Below are 17,726 nucleotides of genomic sequence, written 5' to 3'. Positions count from 1 at the left end.
CCGCGGGCGACCCCGGCCGGAGGGCCCGTAGCTCGATGTCCTCAACTCCTGAGTTTCCGCGACACGTCGTCACCGCCGTGCTCGTCACCCACGACGGCGCCCGCTGGCTGCCGGACGCCCTCGCCGGGCTGCTCGCCCAGGAACGCCCCGTGCAGAACGCGGTCGCCGCCGACACCGGCAGCGCCGACGACTCGGCGCAGCTCCTCGCCGACGGCATCGGCGCCGACCGCGTCCTCCATCTCGCCCGCCGCACCGGCTTCGGTGCCGCCGTCGAGGAGGCCGTCCGCACCGCACCCGTGCTCGGACCCGAGGACCTCGCCTATCTGAAGCGCCCCAGCGGCTGGGACCCGGTCAGCCGGAGCTGGAACGACGAGGCGTACGACCTCCCCGAACTCCCGCACGGCGAACCGGTCCAGTGGCTCTGGCTGCTCCACGACGACTGCGCCCCCGAGCCCGGCGCCCTCGCCGAACTCCTGCGCGTCGCCGACTCCGACGCGGACGCCGCCGTCATCGGCCCCAAACTGCGCGGCTGGTACGACCGGAAGCAGCTCCTGGAGACCGGCGTCTCCATCGCCCGCAGCGGTCGCCGCTGGACCGGGCTCGACCGCCGCGAGCAGGACCAGGGCCAGCACGACCAGGTCCGCTCCGTCCTCTCCGTCTCCACCGCCGGCATGCTCGTCCGCCGCGACGTCTTCGAGGAGCTCGGCGGCTTCGACCGCCGCCTGCCCCTCATGCGCGACGACGTCGACCTGTGCTGGCGCGCCCACTCCGCCGGACACCGCGTCCTGATCGCCCCCGACGCCGTCCTCCGGCACGCCGAGGCCTCCGCCCGCGAGCGCCGCACCGTCGACTGCGCCGGACGCTCCGCGGCCAACCCGCACCGCGTCGACAAGGCCGGCGCCGTCTACACCCTCCTCGCCAACAGCCGCGGCGCCGCCCTCCCGTACGTCCTGGTCCGGCTCGTCGTCAGCACCCTGCTCCGCACCCTCGCCTACCTCGTCGGCAAGGTCCCCGGGCAGGCCGTCGACGAGGTCATGGGCCTCCTCGCCACCCTGCTGCGCCCCGAGAAGATCCTCGCCGCCCGCAAGCGCCGCAAGAACCCCGTCGTCCCGGCGGCCGAACTCCGCCCGCTGTTCCCGCCGCCCGGCGCCACCGTCCGCGCCGCCGTCGAACAGATCACCGCCGACTTCGGTGGCTCCGAGGCCGATTCCGGCGGCTCCCGCCACGGCGTCGTCGAGTCCGGACCCGGCGGCGACGACGCCGACTACCTGGAGATCGAGCAGTTCGCCCGGCTCAAGAAGATCGCCCGCAAGCCGGGCCCGGTCCTCTTCGGCCTCCTGCTCCTCATCTCCCTGGTCGCCTCCCGCAACCTCTTCGCCGGCGGCTCGCTGGCCGGCGGCGCCCTGCTGCCCGCGCCCGACACCGTCTCCGAACTCTGGTCGCGCTACGCCGACGGCTGGCACGCCCTCGGCACCGGCGGCACCCAGACCGCCCCGCCGTACCTCGCCGTCCTGGCCGCGCTCTCCGCGCTCTTCCTCGGCTCCACCTCCACCGCGCTGACCGTGCTGCTCGTCTGCTCGGTCCCGCTCGCCGGCTTCACCGCGTACTTCGCCGCCCGCGGCATCGTCGAGTCCCGGCTCCTGCGCGCGTGGGGCGCCATCGCGTACGCCTTCCTGCCCGCCGCCACCGGGGCCCTCGCCACCGGCCGGCTCGGCACCGCGGTCCTCGCGATCCTGCTGCCGCTGACGGCCCGCGCGGCCGTCGCCGCCCACGGCTTCAACCGGCCGGACCGGGGCAGCTGGCGGGCCACCTGGGCGTACACCTTCCTGCTGACCTTCGCGACCGCGTTCACCCCGGTCGTCTGGCCGCTCGCCGTCCTCCTCGGCCTCGGCGTGCTCGTCGTCCGCCGCTCCGACATCACCGCGTACGGGCTGCGTTTCCTGGCCGCCGTCGGTACCCCGGTCCTCGTCCTCGCCCCCTGGTCGCTGACCCTGCTCACCGACCCGGCCGCGTTCCTGCGCGAGGCCGGCCTCGACATCCGCACGGGCACGGCCACCGCGCTCGACCTGCTCGGCACCAGCCCCGGCGGCCCCGGCACCACCGGCGGCCTCCTGCTGGCCGGCCTCGTCCTCGCCGGCCTGGCCGGGCTGCTGCGCGAGGAGCGGCAGCTCGCCGTCCGCGCCGCCTGGGCCGCCGGCCTCGCCGGCCTCCTCTTCGCCGCCCTGTCCAACGGCGCGGGCGGCACCGGCTGGGCCGGACCCGCCACCCTCGTCTACGGCGCCGCCCTCATCGCCGCCGGCATGATCGGCGCCGAGGGCGGCCGCACCCGCGTCGCCGCCCACGGCTTCGGCTGGCGCCAGCCCGTCGCCGCCCTCATCGGCCTCGCCTGCGCGCTCGGCCCGGCCGTCGCCGCCGTCGGCTGGATGATCGCCGGCGCCGACGGCCCGCTGACCCGGCGCGACCCGGTCCAGGTCCCGGCGTTCGTCGCCGAGGAGTCCGGCACCCGCGACCAGCCCCGCACCCTCGTCCTCGGCGGCACCTCGCCCGGTGAGGTCACGTACACCCTGGTCCGCGGCTCCGGCGCCCGCCTCGGCGACGCCGAGCTCACCGCGGCCGCCGAGGACGACCCGCGTCTCGACGACGTCGTCTCCCACCTGGTCGCCGGCTCCGGTGCCGACCAGACCCAGCAGCTCAGCGGCTACGCGATCCGCTACGTCCTGGTACGGGACGGGGCGCCGCGCCAGATGAGCCGCGTCCTCGACTCCACCCCCGGCCTCAGCCGCCTCAGCCAGCTCGACGGCAGCGCGCTCTGGCGCGTGGACCGCGAGATCGCCCGCGTCATGATCGTCCCGCCCGCGGCGAAGACCGCGGACGGGGCGACGCAGGGCACCACGGACTCCGCCAAGGCGACGACCGCCCCGGTCGCCGTCGCCGCCGGCCCCGTCGAGGCGCACACCGACATCCCGGCCGGCCCCGCCGGCCGCGTCCTGCGCCTCGCCGACCGCGCCGACGAGGGCTGGACCGCCACCCTCGGCGGCAAGGAGCTGACCCGCACCACCGTCGACGGCTGGGCCCAGGGCTTCGAACTCCCCGCCGAGGCCGGCCGCCTCGACCTCACGTACGACCAGCCCCTCACCCGGACCGCGTGGATCTGGGCCCAGGTCGGCCTCGCCGTCTTCCTCCTCGTCCTCGCCCTCCCCGGTCGGCGCCGCGAGATCGACGACGACCTGCCCGAGGAGGAGCTCGCGATCCCCGCCCAGGCCACCGAGGGCGACGGCCGCCGTGCCCGCCGCCTGCGCGCCGCCGCGGAGGCAGAGGCGGAGGGCGAGACCGCCGAGACCGACGGCCAGGACCCGGCGCAGGACACCACCGCGATCCCGGAGCAGCAGACCCAGGAGCCCCAGGGGTGGGACGGCGGCTACGACCCCGCCTACGCGCAGGCCCAGGAACAGCCGCAGGGCGGCCACCAGGAGCAGCCCCAGCCTCAGGCGTACGCCGAGCAGGGCTACTACCAGGAGTACGCGGCCGACCCGTACCAGCAGCAGCCGTACGCGTACCCCCAGCAGGGCTACGAGCAGCAGCCGCAGCAGTACGACCAGCAGCAGCCGTACGCCGACCAGGGCTACGACCAGCAGCAGTACGACCCGCAGCAGGGGCAGTACGGCGAGCAGCAGTACGGGCAGCAACAGCAGCCGTACGACCCGCAGCAGTACGACCCGTACAACTACGGGTACGGGCACCCCCAGGGCCACGAGACCGAGCAGCGTCCCGACGGGAGCAGCAACCAGTGAAGCGCACGACCCTCTCCCTGATCGCGGGCGCCACGGCGCTCGCCGCCGTCACCGGCTTCGCGTCCTTCACCACCCCGGACGGCGCCGCCGCCCCCCGGGTCGAGGCGCCCACCCGGCTGCCGGTCGAGCGCGCGGGCCTGGCCTGCCCGATGCCCAGCACCTCCGAGGTGGCCGAGACCCTCTACACCTCGTACACCCCGCCCGGCGGCGCCGGTACGGACGCGGCGAAGGGCGGCACGGGCGGCTCCGGCACGGCCGACAAGCCCGCCGCCACCGCCCAGCTGCGGCCCGCCGCGAGCACGACGACCTCCGGCGGCGCCACCAAGGGCGGCCAGAAGGCGAAGGCCCCGAAGGCCCCGGCCACCGTCACCGCCCCCGGCAAGCCCGTCACCGTCGAGGCGAACGGCCCCGCCGTACCCGCCCTCACCGGTGCGGCGACCGGCGCCCTCGCCCCCGGCTGGACCGTCCAGCAGACCACCGTCGTCCCGGCGGGCGGCGCCCGCGGCCTCCTCGGCCTCGGCTGCGGCGCCCCCGACACCGACTTCTGGTTCCCCGCGGCCTCCACCGCCAAGGAACGCCAGGACTACGTCCACCTCACCAACCCGGACGACACGGCCGCCGTCGCCGACATCGAGCTGTACGGCCCCGAGGGCGTCCTCAAGTCCCAGTTCACCGAGGGCATTCCGGTCCCCGCCCGCTCCACGGTCCCCGTCCTGCTCTCCACCCTCACGGGCGAGGCCGCGCAGCAGTCCGTCACCGTTCACGTCACCACCCGCAGCGGCCGGGTCGGCGCGGCCATCGGCTCCGCCGACGAGAAGCTCGGCAGCGACTGGCTCGCGGCCTCGGCCGACCCGGCGAGCACCGCCGTGCTCCCCGGCATCCCGGGGGACGCCACCTCCGTACGCCTCGTGGCGTTCGTACCGGGCGAGGACGACGCGGACCTGAAGATCCAGCTGGTCACCCGGAGCGGCACGATCGTCCCGGCGAGCGCCCGCTCCCTGCACGTGAAGTCGGGGATGACGGCCGCCGTCGAGCTGCCGGACCTGACCCGCGGCGAGGTGGGCTCGCTGATGCTCAGCCCGAGCGACCCGAAGAAGCCCACCCCGGTCGTGGCCGCCCTGCGGGTGGTCCGCGGCAAGGGCGACGACACCGAGGTCGCCTTCGTACCGGCGACCGCGGCGATCGCCGCCCGCGCGACGATCGCCGACAACCGGGCCAAGGGGACGACGCTTGCCCTGACCGCCGTCGGTGCGGCGGCGCAGGTGAAGGTCACCGCCTCGGCGGGTTCCGGCGGGGGGACGCCGGTGACGAAGACGGTCACGGTCAGGGAGGGCACGACGACGGCCCTGACCGACCTGGTCCCCGGGGGCCTCAAGGGCTCCTACGCGCTGACCGTCGAACCGGTCTCCGGGGGCAAGGTGTACGCGTCGAGGACGCTGGCGGTACCGCTGGACGGCACCCCGATGTTCACCGTCCAGACCTTCGTCGACGACCGGGGCACGGTCGAGGTCCCGTCGGCCCGCCAGGACCTGGGGGTCCTGGACTAGGCCCGGTCGGCCTGGTCGGTCGGTCCTGCCGGCCCAGGTCGGTCCCGTCAGTCCTGTCCGTACCGGGGATCGACCGACTCGGGGGAGAGCCCGAGCAGCTCGGCGACCTGCTCCACGACGACCTCGTGGACGAGGAGCGCCCGCTCGTCCCTGTTCTTGGAGCGGATCTCGACCGGCCGCCGGTAGACGACGACCCGGGCGGGATCGTTCTTCTCGGCGGGCGCCGAGCCGCCCAGCGGCACCGTCTCGCCGGGCACCGACGGCGGCACCTCCATGACGAGGAACTCGACGTCGGCGAGCTGCGGCCAGCGCCGCTCGAGACGCTCCACCGAGTCGAGGACGAGATCGCGGAAGGTGTCGGCCCGGCTCGTGGAGAGCGGCACCTGGGGCGGGGCGACCGGCCCCCGCATCCCGCGGCCGTGCCGGTCGCGGCGGCGCACCCGGGGCTCCGCCGGGGGCTCCGTGGAGTGGTGCGGAGGGCTCGGCGGCACAGGACTGTCCATCACTGACGCAGCGTAACCCTCATCGGTGCCCCGCACCGTGGCGCATCCTCGCCACCTTCCCGGGTGTTCCGGCGGCACCACTCCACCCCCTGTCGAAACCTGAACGTTCCGGCCAACCACCCGCCCGATTCGAGGGCCACTCGCGATCGGCCATCTGGCCGTGGATGACCGGATCCATACCCCCGAGTGTCCTGATCGACTCCCGGCGCCACCCCCTTGTGCCCCCTCCCGCGCAGGTCGGAGCGGGCGCCACGCGAAGGGGGGTGGCGGAGGTCACGGCGCGACACGGTGGAGTGACCTGTGGGCGAGTCGTCGCGGCCCGCTCAAGAGTGCGGTACCGTCCAACGTCGTGAGCCCTGTACGTCGCTGTTCGCGCACTGCGTGCGGCCGCCCTGCCGTCGCGACACTGACGTACGTCTATGCCGACTCGACTGCGGTCCTCGGCCCGCTCGCCACCTACGCCGAGCCCCACTGCTACGACCTGTGCGCCCAGCACAGCGAGCGCCTGACCGCGCCACGCGGGTGGGAGGTCGTGCGGCTGACCGACGGATCCGCCCCGCCACGCCCCAGCGGCGACGACCTCGAAGCCCTGGCCAACGCGGTACGGGAAGCGGCCCGCCCCCAGGAACGCGCGGCCGAGGCCGGCGGCAAGGGCCGCGGCGGCGACCCCATGGAGGTCGGCCGCAGAGGGCACCTGAGAGTGCTCCGCTCGCCGGACAACTGAGCGCAACCGGCCACCGTCCACGTACCCCCTCCCCACTCCGGGTAGTTTTGGCGTTCCGTACACGCGCCGCACACGCGTGCCGAGAACTCAGGAGGGTGGATCCGTGACTGCCGATCTGTCGCAGATCGTGAAGGCGTACGACGTCCGCGGAGTGGTACCCGACCAGTGGGACGAGTCGCTCGCCGAGCTCTTCGGTGCCGCCTTCGTACGGGTGACGGACGCGAACGCGATCGTCATCGGCCACGACATGCGCCCCTCGTCGCCCGGCCTGGCGGACGCCTTCGCGCGCGGCGCGGCCCGCCTCGGCGCCGACGTCACCCTGATCGGACTCTGCTCCACCGATCAGCTGTACTTCGCTTCCGGCAGCTTCGACCTGCCCGGCGCGATGTTCACCGCCTCGCACAACCCGGCCCAGTACAACGGCATCAAGATGTGCCGCGCGGGCGCCGCCCCGGTGGGCCAGGACACGGGCCTGACGGAGATCAGGGAACTCGCCGAGGGCTGGTCGGAGACCGGCGCGCCGGAAGCCGCCGGGACCCCGGGCACGATCACCCACCGGGACACCCTCAAGGACTACGCGCAGTACCTGAAGTCCCTGGTCGACCTGACGACGATCCGCCCCCTCAAGGTCGTGGTGGACGCGGGCAACGGCATGGGCGGCCACACCGTCCCCACGGTCTTCGAGGGCCTGCCGCTCGACGTGGTCCCCATGTACTTCGAGCTGGACGGCACGTTCCCGAACCACGAGGCCAACCCGCTGGACCCGAAGAACATCGTCGACCTCCAGGCCCGCGTCCTGGCCGAGGGCGCCGACCTCGGGCTGGCCTTCGACGGCGACGCCGACCGCTGCTTCGTCGTGGACGAGCGCGGCGAGCCGGTCTCGCCGTCCGCGATCACGGCCCTGGTGGCGGCACGCGAGCTCGCGAAGCACCCCGGTGGAACGATCATCCACAACCTGATCACCTCCTGGTCGGTGCCCGAGGTCGTCCGCGAGCAGGGCGGCGAGCCGGTCCGTACGCGCGTCGGCCACTCCTTCATCAAGGAGGAGATGGCGAAGACCGGCGCGATCTTCGGCGGCGAGCACTCGGCGCACTACTACTTCAAGGACTTCTGGAACGCGGACACCGGCATGCTGGCCGCGCTCCACGTCCTGGCGGCCCTCGGCGGCCAGGACGGCACCCTGTCGGCCCTGGTGGCGGCGTACGACCGCTACGCCTCCTCGGGCGAGATCAACTCGACGGTGGCGGACCAGAAGTCGAGCGCGGCCAAGGTCAAGGCCGCGTACGAGGGCGGGGACGTCACCCTCGACGACCTGGACGGCCTGACCGTGACGGCACAGGACTGGTGGTTCAACCTCCGCGCCTCCAACACGGAGCCGCTGCTGCGCCTCAACGTCGAGGCCCGCGACGAGGCGACGATGACGAGGATCCGCGACGAGGTCCTGGCCCTGGTCCGCACCACGGCCTGACCTCCGCGCGCCACCCACCGCCGGGGAACGGGGCGCCCCCCGTCCCCCGGCGGTAGGCTGACCTGGCCCGAAACCGCTTGTTCGAAGGGACACCCCATGCCGCTCGAAGCCGGCCTCCTGGAGATCCTGGCCTGCCCCGCGTGCCACGCTCCACTGAACGACCGCACGGCGGACGAGACCCCCGAACTCATCTGCACGAGCCCCGACTGCGGCCTCGCCTACCCGGTCCGCGACAACATCCCGGTCCTCCTGACGGACGAGGCCCGCCGCCCGTAAGCGGGGACCGCGACACGGACCGCCTCACGGCGCCGCCACCAGGGAGCGACCCGATGGCGCGAAGCAGGGCGTGGCAGGCGTGGACCGTCGGCCCACGACCCGAACCCCGGCCCACACCGCACGGAGCCGGGCCGGCGTGCCCGGCCAAGGACTTCCGCGCCCCGGGGGACTCGGCTCGCGCCGCGGGGTGACGGGACCCGGCAGTGCGTCCCGGGCTCCGGGCCGGTGCGGCAGGGGGCTCGGACCAGGCCCGCATCGCACGGCGGGTCCCCGACCCGCGTGCACGACCGGAGGTCCGGTTCGTACGGCGCGGGACTCGGGCCCCTGCGGAGGGGCTCCGGTTCACACCGCATGGGACGGGACCAGGCCCGAGCCGCATGGGACGGGACCAGGCCGTGCCCCCGGCCCGCGCCGCCGACGGCCGGGCGCACCGCAGGCACCCGAACCGCCCGTACCCGAACCACCCGCACGCGCACCACCCCGCACCTGCACCACCCCCCGCACCTGCACCACCCGCACGCGCACCACCCCGCACCTGCACCACCCGCACGCGCACCACCCCGCACCTGCACCACCCCGCACGCGCACCGCGAGCCCCGCACCATGGAAAGTGCCCGCACCACACAGCACGCTGAGCCCGCCCGAGGGCCCCGCACCACAGGGCACCCGCCCGAGCCGCCCGCCCAAGGGCCCCGCGACGACGACGCGACCGGAGGCACCCGCCCCATGCTCGACGAGACCCTCCTCGACGCCCCGGACGACCTCGCCCTGGCAGACCGCCGCGGCCTCCTCCGCGGCGCCGCCGAAGCCGGCGCCCGGGTAAGGACGGCGGCGAGGCACGCCGCAGAGGCCGGCATCGCGGACCTCCACCCCGAGGGCCGCCCCCGCGCCGTGCTCGTCGCCGGCCCGGGCACCGCCGCCGCGGCCGTCGCCGACCTGATCGGCGCCCTGGCAGGAGCCTCGGCACCCGTCGTACGCCTCCAGCCGACCGGCGTCGCCCCCGCCGCGGGCGCCCTGCGCTGGGCGCTGCCCGGCTGGGCGGGCTCCGTGGACCTGCTCCTGCTTCCGACGACGGACGGCTCCGAACCGGGCCTGGCGCTCCTCGCGGAGCAGGCGTACCGCCGCGGGATCACCGTCGTCGCCGTGGCGCCCAAGGCCTCGCCGCTCACCGAGACGGTCAGCGGCTCACGCGGTCTGTTCGTGCCGATGGCCAGCGCCCCGAACGAGGCCCCGAACGAGTACGCCGAGAACATCGCGGCGAGCCCCGGCACCCTGTGGGCCCTGTTCACCCCGCTGCTCATGCTGCTGGACCGGGTCGGTCTCCTGGAGGCCCCGCCCGAGGCACTGGAGAAGGTCGCCGACCGGCTGGACCGTACGGCGGAGCGCTGCGGCCCGGCCATCGCCACGTACAGCAACCCGGCGAAGACGCTCGCCGCCGAGCTCGCGGACACGCTGCCGCTGATCTGGACGGAGGGCGCGGCCGCGGGCCCGGCGGGCCGCAGGTTCGCCGCGGTCCTGGCGGAGCTCGCGGGTCTGCCGGCGCTCGCCGCGGAACTCCCGGAGGCCCTCCCGGCCCACGGCGTCCTCCTCGCGGGTGACTACGCGGCGGGCGCCGACCCCGAGGACTTCTTCCGTGACCGGGTGGACGAGCCGCAGGCGCTCCGCGCCCGGGTGGTCCTCTTGAGGGACCGTCCGTCGGACGGTCTGACCGCGGCCCACGCTGCACGCGAGCTGGCGCTGAGCCACGAGACGGCGATCAGCGAGCTGGAACCGGAGGAGGGTGGTGACCTGGAGACCCTGGCGGAACTGCTCGCGGTGACCGACTTCGCGGCGGTCTACCTCTCCCTGGCGACCCCGGGCCGCACGGCGCTCTGAGCGCACCCCGGAGAACAGGCCCCTCACCCCCGAGCCCCACCTCACCCCACCAGTCCCACCCGACCCCGCAGACCCCACCCCCACACGGACAAATCCCCGTCCAGCACTGCGTCCACCACCCCGTCCATCACCCCGTAACCCACCCGCCACCCGCCCCCTGTCACCTGTCTCCCGACACCCCTCACCTCACCATCCGTCACCACCCGAGGAGCTGGCAGGCACCATGGACCGCCTCGTCAACACCGTTCGCCCCTACGCCTGGGGATCCACGACGGCCATCCCGGAGCTGCTCGGCGTCGCCCCGACCGGCGAGCCCCAGGCCGAGATGTGGATGGGCGCCCACCCCGGCGCCCCTTCCCGCACCGGGCGCGGCTCGCTGAACGCGCTGATCGACGCCGATCCCGTAGGCGAACTGGGGGAGCGTTCCGTCGGCAAGTTCGGCCCGCGCCTGCCGTTCCTGCTGAAGGTGCTCGCCGCCGGCGCCCCGCTCTCCCTCCAGGCCCACCCCGACCTCGCCCAGGCGCAGGCCGGCTACGCGGCCGAGGAAGCGGCGGGCATCCCGGTCGACGCCCCGCACCGCACGTACAAGGACGCCAACCACAAGCCCGAGCTGATCTGCGCGCTCACCCCCTTCGACGGCCTGTGCGGATTCCGCGCGCCCGTCGAGGCCGCGGACCTGCTCGCCGCGCTCGGCGTCGACTCCCTCAAGCCGTACGTCGACCTCCTGCACGCCCACCCCGAAGAGGCCGCGCTCCGCGAGGTCCTGACGGCACTGCTGACCGCCGACCCGGACGAGATGGCGCACACCGTGGCGGAGGCGGCCGCGGCCGCCGACCGTCTCGGCGGCGAGCACACCCCGTACGCGACCCTCGCCCACCACTACCCGAGCGACCCCGGTGTCATCGCCGCGATGCTCCTCAACCGGATCACGCTCCAGCCCGGCGAGGCCCTCTACCTGGGCGCGGGCGTCCCGCACGCCTACCTCTCGGGACTCGGCGTCGAGATCATGGCCAACTCGGACAACGTGCTGCGCTGCGGGCTCACCCCCAAGCACATCGACGTTCCCGAACTCCTGCGCGTGGTCCGCTTCGAGCCGACCGACCCGGCCGTCCTGCGCCCCGAGGCCTCCCCGTCCGGGGAAGAGGTCTACGACACCCCGATCGACGAGTTCCGCCTCTCCCGTCTCGTACGGCCGGAGGGCGCGGCCCCGAACGACCTGACGAGCCCCACCCCGCAGATCCTGCTCGCCGTCGCGGGCCGCCCGAAAGCGGGCGAAGTGACCCTCGCCGCCGGCGAATCCGTCTTCGTGCCCGCGGGCGAGCGGACCGAACTCACCGGTACGGGGACGGTCTTTCGCGCCACCGTCGTGACCTGATGCGACAATGACCGGCCGAACCGCGGCGACAGAGCCGGTGCATCGACGAAGGGACCCCGTACACCCATGAGCGCGTCAGGCGGAACCAAGGCGATCGTGGCGGCACTCGCCGCCAACCTGGCGATCGCCGTAGCCAAGTTCGTGGCGTTCCTCTTCAGTGGTTCGTCGTCGATGCTCGCGGAGAGCGTCCACTCGCTCGCCGACTCCGGCAACCAGGGTCTGCTGCTCCTCGGCGGCAAGAAGGCGCAGCGCGAGGCGACTCCGCAGCACCCCTTCGGCTACGGCCGCGAGCGGTACATCTATGCCTTCCTCGTCTCCATCGTGCTCTTCTCCGTCGGTGGCATGTTCGCCATCTACGAGGGCTACGAGAAGATCAAGGACCCGCACCCGATCGAGGCCTGGTACTGGCCGGTCGGCGTCCTCGTCTTCGCGATCATCGCCGAGTCCTTCTCCTTCCGTACCGCCATCCAGGAATCGAACCTGATCCGCGGCGGGCTCACCTGGACGCAGTTCGTCCGCCGGGCCAAGGCCCCCGAGCTGCCCGTCGTCCTCCTCGAGGACCTCGGCGCGCTCGTCGGCCTCGTCCTCGCGCTCGGCGGCGTCGGCCTCGCCCTGCTGACCGGCGACGGCGTCTGGGACGGCATCGGCACGCTCTGCATCGGTGTCCTGCTGATCGCCATCGCGATCGTGCTGGCCGCCGAGACCAAGTCGCTGCTGCTCGGCGAGTCCGCCGGCACCGACGAGGTCGAGCGGATCCAGGCCGCGGTCGTGGACGGCGAGACCGTCACCCGCCTGATCCACATGCGTACGCTCCACCTCGGTCCGGAGGAGCTCCTGGTCGCCGCCAAGATCGCGGTCCAGCACGACGACTCGGCCGCCGAGGTCGCGCACGCCATCAACGCCGCCGAGGAGCGCATCCGCGCCGCCGTCCCGATCGCCCGGGTCATCTATCTGGAGCCGGACATCTACAACGAGAACGCCGCCCCGGCCCGCACGGACCTGACGAAGGCCCCGGACGGCGACGACCACTGACCGACCGGTGGCCGACCGGCGGCACCCCCAGGTGATCACCGGCGAGCACCTGCCCCACCTCCTCACGAGGCCCCCGGGACCCCACGGTCCCGGGGGTCTCGTGCGTATGTACGGGGCCTGGATCACGCCCCGCCGCCCGACGCGGACTGTGGCCCGCCCCACCGTCCGGTGTAGATTCGTGACCAGCCAGACGTCGCTGCTGATGGCGGTCGGGCGGTCCTCGCGGACCGGCCGAGGGAGAGAGGGCCTCCGACGACGGCACCGTGGAAAACCCGGGCATTCGTGTGCCCAGGGACCCTCCGTGGTGCCCGGCGCCCCAACCGACCCTCGCACGCGAACACACGAGGAGCAGCTCAGTCATGACGACTGCCACCCATCAGGACTTCAAGGTCGCCGACCTCTCCCTGGCCACCTTCGGCCGCAAGGAGATCACCCTCGCCGAGCACGAGATGCCCGGCCTGATGTCGATCCGCCGCGAGTACGCCGAGCAGCAGCCCCTCGCCGGCGCCCGCGTCACCGGCTCCCTGCACATGACCGTGCAGACCGCCGTCCTCATCGAGACCCTGGTCGCCCTCGGCGCCGAGGTCCGCTGGGCCTCCTGCAACATCTTCTCCACCCAGGACCACGCGGCCGCGGCCATCGCCGTCGGCCCGAACGGCACCCCGGAGAACCCGCAGGGCGTCCCGGTCTTCGCCTGGAAGGGCGAGACCCTCGAGGAGTACTGGTGGTGCACCGAGCAGGCCCTCACCTGGCCGAACACGCCCACCGGCGGCCCGAACATGATCCTCGACGACGGTGGTGACGCCACCCTCCTCGTCCACAAGGGCGTCGAGTTCGAGAAGGCCGGCTCGGCCCCGGACCCCGCCACCGCGGACAGCGAGGAGTACGGCTACATCCTCCGTCTCCTCAACCGCACCCTCGGCGAGAACCCGCAGAAGTGGACCCAGCTGGCGTCCGAGATCCGCGGCGTGACCGAGGAGACCACCACCGGCGTCCACCGCCTGTACGAGATGCAGCAGGCCGGCGACCTCCTCTTCCCGGCGATCAACGTGAACGACGCCGTGACGAAGTCGAAGTTCGACAACAAGTACGGCTGCCGCCACTCCCTCATCGACGGCATCAACCGCGCCACCGACGTCCTCATCGGCGGCAAGACCGTGGTCGTCTGCGGCTACGGCGACGTCGGCAAGGGCTGCGCCGAGTCCCTGCGCGGTCAGGGCGCCCGCGTGATCGTCACCGAGATCGACCCGATCTGCGCGCTCCAGGCGGCGATGGACGGCTACCAGGTCACGACCCTGGACGACGTCGTCGAGAAGGCCGACATCTTCATCACCACGACCGGCAACAAGGACATCATCATGGCCACGGACATGGCCAAGATGAAGCACCAGGCCATCGTCGGGAACATCGGCCACTTCGACAACGAGATCGACATGGCCGGCCTCGCCAAGGTCCCGGGCATCGTCAAGGACGAGGTCAAGCCGCAGGTCCACACCTGGACGTACCCCGACGGCAAGGTCCTCATCGTGCTGTCCGAGGGCCGCCTCCTCAACCTGGGCAACGCGACCGGCCACCCCTCCTTCGTCATGTCGAACTCCTTCGCGGACCAGACCCTGGCCCAGATCGAGCTCTACACGAAGCCGCAGGAGTACCCGACCGACGTGTACGTGCTGCCCAAGCACCTGGACGAGAAGGTCGCCCGTCTCCACCTGGACGCCCTCGGCGTCAAGCTGACGACCCTCCGCCCCGAGCAGGCCGCCTACATCGGCGTCGAGGTCGAGGGCCCGTTCAAGCCGGACCACTACCGCTACTGATGCCCCGGCCGGCGGCGCCCGCGCGCTGACGCGGCGCCGTCCCGGACACCCGTAGAGGAAACAGGCAGGCCCCCCGCACCCCCGTGTCGGGGGGCCTGCCCCGTACCGGGCCCGTCCGGCGGATCAGAGCCGGACAGGCCCAGGCCCTACCCCCACACCCGGAAGCCCCCGTCCCGAGGACCCGACCCATGCCCCGCGGCCGATATTCGCTCCATGACCCGCACGACCACACCCCCCTCGGTGACGAACACTTCCACTGCGCGCCCGGCCCCTCCGGCTGGCGCTACGTCTCACAGGTCACCACCCCCTCGGGCGACCATCAGGGCTCCGTCGACCTGGCCGTCGACGAACTCGGCCGCCCCATCCGCCTCGAACTCCACGCCGCCGGCTGGCAGGTCCGCGGCGCGGCCCTCGACGGCGTCACCTGGGTCCGCACGGACCCCACCGGAACCCACGCCACCGAAGGCAATGTGCGCGCCCACGCCTTCACCGGCACGTCCCCGGCGTTCCTCGTCGCGCTCACGCGACTCCTGCGTCTCACCCCCGATTCCCCCGAGACCCGTGTCAGGCTCGTCGCCCTCACGGACCCCGTGCTCGCCCCCCTCACGACCGACCAGTCCTGGGCCCTGCTGAAGAGTGAAGCGCACGCCACTGACACCGGCCCGCTGATGGTGGACGAGTACCAGGTCAGCGCCCTGGACACGGGTGAACGGCACACCGTCCACATCGCCGGTGACGTGGTCCTCTCCGCTCCCGGCATCGAGCTCGAAGCCCTGGAGACCCCGCCGTCGGTCTTCCCCTGACGATCAGGCGGGCGGAGCGAACCCGGTGGCGGGTCCCACGGCCTCCTGACCACCGGCCACGGGGGAGGCGGCGACCGGCGCAGCAGCCGGCGGGGCCGCCGGAGAAGGCGCGACAGGAGGAACGAAGCCCGGCGCCGGCATCCCCACAGCCCCGACCGCCCCACTCACCCCAACCACACCCGCCACCCCCGGCACACTGGTGACTCCTGCGGAGCCGAACGCCCGCCGAGCCTCCCGCGTCTGCCGCTCGGCGACCACCCCCGCCAGATACGCGTCGGCCGGCACTCCCGGCGGCGGAGGCGTCCCGGTCCGCGCCACCAGCTCGTCGGCCAGCCGCTCCGCCAGCCGGCGCCCCACCGCCGGGTCCAGCTCACGCGCCCGAGTGAGGTACTGCCGTATCTCCAGCCACAGGGACTCGGGCACCGCCGAAAGATCGAGCCCGGCGAAACGCCCCACCAGCCACGGCGGCGGCGGAGGAACGGCGAGCACCCGCGCCGCGGGTGTCCGCTCCCGCACGACGAGCGTCCCCGCGAAGACGTCCCCGACCCGTCGCCCGCGCTCCGACACGAGCGACGCGACACAGGCGACGACCCCGAACGTCATCAGGATCTCCACGACCCCCATGGCCCCCCGCACGAGCGCGTGCCGGAACCGGATCGGCCCCCCGTCGTCCCGCACCACCCGGAGCCCGCAGGCCAGCTTCCCCAGCGACCGCCCGTGGGACAGCGTCTCCACCGCGATGGGCGCCCCCACCAGGATCAGAAGGAAGGAGGCGATGGACAGGGCCGTCACCGCCGCCTCGTCGAGCGACGCGGTCGCGACCGCGAGTCCGAGCGTGACCAGCAGGTACACGGCCCAGACCACCACCAGGTCGATGAGCACCGCCAACGCCCGGCTCGGGAGCCGCGCAGGCTGCAACCCCAGTACGACGGCATCCCCGGTCACCACGTCACTCACGGCACTCACGGCACCCACCCTTCTCCGACCTTCCCGACCCCTCCGAACGCCAGTCTGCCAAGCTGACCCGCAGCGCGCCGCAGCAGTACGGAACCGTCCGCAGCCGATGCCTGGAGCAGCAGCCGATCATGGACCTCGACGTCTACGTCACCGCCCACCGCGCCGAGTGGGAACGCCTCGACCACCTCCTGCGCCGGGGCGGCAAGCTCACCGGAGCCGAGGCAGACGAACTCGTGTCCCTGTACCAGCGCACGGCCACCCACCTCTCGATCGTGCAGTCGAGCGCCCCCGACCCGATGCTCACGGCCCGGCTCACCCAGCTCGTGGCCCGCGCCCGCGCCACGGTCACCGGCACCCGCCGCTCCTCGTGGCGCGACGCGGCCCGCTTCCTCACGGCCGGCTTCCCCGCGGCCGTCTACCGCTCCCGCCACTGGTGGGTCCCCACCGCCGTCCTCTCCACCCTGCTCGCCGTTCTCATCGGCTGGTGGATCGGTACGCACCCCGAGGTCCAGGCCGCGATCGGCGCCCCCGCCGACCTCCGCGAGATGACCCGCCCCGGCGGCCGGTACGAGACGTACTACTCCAGCAACCCGGCGGCGTCCTTCGCGGCCCAGGTCTGGACGAACAACGCCCAGGCCGCCGCCATGTGCCTGGTCCTGGGCGCCTTCCTGGGCATCCCGGTGCTCTGGATCCTCTTCGTCAACATGCTGAACGTCGGCGTCGGCATCGGCCTGATGTCGTCCGCGGGCCGCCTCGACGTGTTCCTGGGCCTGATCCTTCCCCACGGCCTGCTCGAACTGACCGCCGTCTTCGTGGCCGCCGGCACGGGCCTCCGCCTCGGCTGGACAGTCATCGACCCCGGCCCCACCACCCGCCGCGCAGCCCTCGCGGAACGCGGCCGCGCCGCCGTCGGCATGGCCATCGGCCTGGCTCTGGTCCTCTTCGTCTCGGGCCTGATCGAAGGCTTCGTCACCCCGTCGGGCCTGCCCACCTGGGCCCGCATCACCATCGGCGTCGCCGCTGAGCTGGTCTTCCTCGCCTACGTCTACGTCCTCGGCGCCCGCGCCGCCCGCGCCGGCGACCAGGGCGACCTCGAGGAGCCGGACCGCAGCGCGCAGCTCCCCGCCGCCGCCTGATGTGCGTACGACCCCGCTGACCTGCTACTGTCCTCCGGTGCCCACAAAAGCCATTGACATGGCAGACGTGGGGAGGTAGATTTAAACGGTTGCCTAGAACTGGACAGTTCGGCAGCGATCAAGTAGAGTCTCACTCACTCCGGTCGGGAATTCGATTCCACGGAGTCACCCCGATTCTTATTCGAATCAAAAAAGCCACCGATTAGGTCGGCCCGAATGATTCTGATAAAGTCGGAACCGCCGAAAGGCCCCCGGAGTGAAAACAAAAGGGACCGGAAAGCGCCGAGGAAATCGGATCGGAAAGATCTGATAGGCTTCGGAACGAAGGAAAAGCCCGGAGGAAAGCCCGAGAGGGTGAGTACAAAGGAAGCGTCCGTTCCTTGAGAACTCAACAGCGTGCCAAAAATCAACGCCAGATTAGTTGA

Annotated in this window: 13 protein-coding genes; 11 read left to right on the top strand and 2 right to left on the bottom strand. The window is 73.1% G+C overall.

Translation table 11 applies throughout. From position 1 onward, the window contains the following. Positions 1-35: 35 nt before the first annotated feature. On the top strand, positions 36-3,791 hold the full coding sequence (locus ACZ4XX_RS36460; protein WP_468512117.1) for a glycosyltransferase family 2 protein: 3,756 nt from the start codon (positions 36-38) through the stop codon (positions 3,789-3,791). Further along, entirely contained in the window at positions 3,788-5,338 is a 1,551-nt protein-coding gene (locus ACZ4XX_RS36455; protein WP_468512116.1) for a DUF5719 family protein, read from the top strand. Before ACZ4XX_RS36460 ends, ACZ4XX_RS36455 begins: the two co-directional genes overlap by 4 nt. A gap of 47 nt (positions 5,339-5,385) precedes the next feature. Here the strand turns inward: ACZ4XX_RS36455 and ACZ4XX_RS36450 are convergent, their stop codons facing one another. Next, positions 5,386-5,841, bottom strand: a complete 456-nt coding sequence (locus ACZ4XX_RS36450) for a metallopeptidase family protein (protein WP_468512134.1) — start codon at positions 5,839-5,841, stop codon at positions 5,386-5,388. A gap of 349 nt (positions 5,842-6,190) precedes the next feature. Here ACZ4XX_RS36450 and ACZ4XX_RS36445 point away from each other — a divergent pair, with 349 nt between their 5' ends. The 8 genes from ACZ4XX_RS36445 to ACZ4XX_RS36410 all read left to right on the top strand — a co-directional run bounded on the left by ACZ4XX_RS36445 (position 6,191) and on the right by ACZ4XX_RS36410 (position 15,208). Further along, positions 6,191-6,565, top strand: coding sequence for a DUF3499 domain-containing protein (locus ACZ4XX_RS36445; RefSeq protein ID WP_468512115.1), 375 nt, complete (start codon positions 6,191-6,193; stop codon positions 6,563-6,565). Between the two features lie 103 nt (positions 6,566-6,668). Continuing rightward, on the top strand, positions 6,669-8,033 hold the full coding sequence (locus ACZ4XX_RS36440; RefSeq protein ID WP_468512114.1) for a phosphomannomutase/phosphoglucomutase: 1,365 nt from the start codon (positions 6,669-6,671) through the stop codon (positions 8,031-8,033). A gap of 96 nt (positions 8,034-8,129) precedes the next feature. After that, positions 8,130-8,309: a Trm112 family protein gene (locus tag ACZ4XX_RS36435; protein ID WP_073915537.1), complete on the top strand. Its 180-nt coding sequence runs from the start codon at positions 8,130-8,132 to the stop codon at positions 8,307-8,309. Positions 8,310-9,035: 726 nt separating this feature from the next. Then, on the top strand, positions 9,036-10,184 hold the full coding sequence (locus ACZ4XX_RS36430) for an SIS domain-containing protein (protein ID WP_383588354.1): 1,149 nt from the start codon (positions 9,036-9,038) through the stop codon (positions 10,182-10,184). 223 nt (positions 10,185-10,407) lie between these two features. Next, positions 10,408-11,559, top strand: coding sequence for a mannose-6-phosphate isomerase, class I (gene manA / locus ACZ4XX_RS36425; protein ID WP_468512113.1), 1,152 nt, complete (start codon positions 10,408-10,410; stop codon positions 11,557-11,559). 66 nt (positions 11,560-11,625) lie between these two features. Further along, the gene (locus tag ACZ4XX_RS36420) at positions 11,626-12,591 is read left to right on the top strand and encodes a cation diffusion facilitator family transporter (protein ID WP_468512112.1); all 966 of its coding nucleotides are present in this window, start codon (positions 11,626-11,628) and stop codon (positions 12,589-12,591) included. Positions 12,592-12,950: 359 nt separating this feature from the next. Then, positions 12,951-14,405, top strand: coding sequence for an adenosylhomocysteinase (gene ahcY / locus ACZ4XX_RS36415; RefSeq protein WP_468512111.1), 1,455 nt, complete (start codon positions 12,951-12,953; stop codon positions 14,403-14,405). Positions 14,406-14,593: 188 nt separating this feature from the next. Beyond that, the gene (locus tag ACZ4XX_RS36410; protein WP_468512110.1) at positions 14,594-15,208 is read left to right on the top strand and encodes a hypothetical protein; all 615 of its coding nucleotides are present in this window, start codon (positions 14,594-14,596) and stop codon (positions 15,206-15,208) included. A gap of 3 nt (positions 15,209-15,211) precedes the next feature. Here the strand turns inward: ACZ4XX_RS36410 and ACZ4XX_RS36405 are convergent, their stop codons facing one another. Then, on the bottom strand, positions 15,212-16,165 hold the full coding sequence (locus ACZ4XX_RS36405) for an RDD family protein (RefSeq protein ID WP_468512133.1): 954 nt from the start codon (positions 16,163-16,165) through the stop codon (positions 15,212-15,214). A gap of 128 nt (positions 16,166-16,293) precedes the next feature. Between ACZ4XX_RS36405 and ACZ4XX_RS36400 the strand changes: the two genes are divergently transcribed. After that, on the top strand, positions 16,294-17,301 hold the full coding sequence (locus ACZ4XX_RS36400) for a stage II sporulation protein M (protein ID WP_468512109.1): 1,008 nt from the start codon (positions 16,294-16,296) through the stop codon (positions 17,299-17,301). The last annotated feature ends 425 nt before the right edge of the window (positions 17,302-17,726 follow it).

The sequence above is a fragment of the Streptomyces sp. NPDC029956 genome, assembly GCF_055574655.1.
The sequence above is the reverse complement of the archived record's forward strand: the minus strand, read 5'-3'. Positions and strand labels throughout refer to the sequence as shown.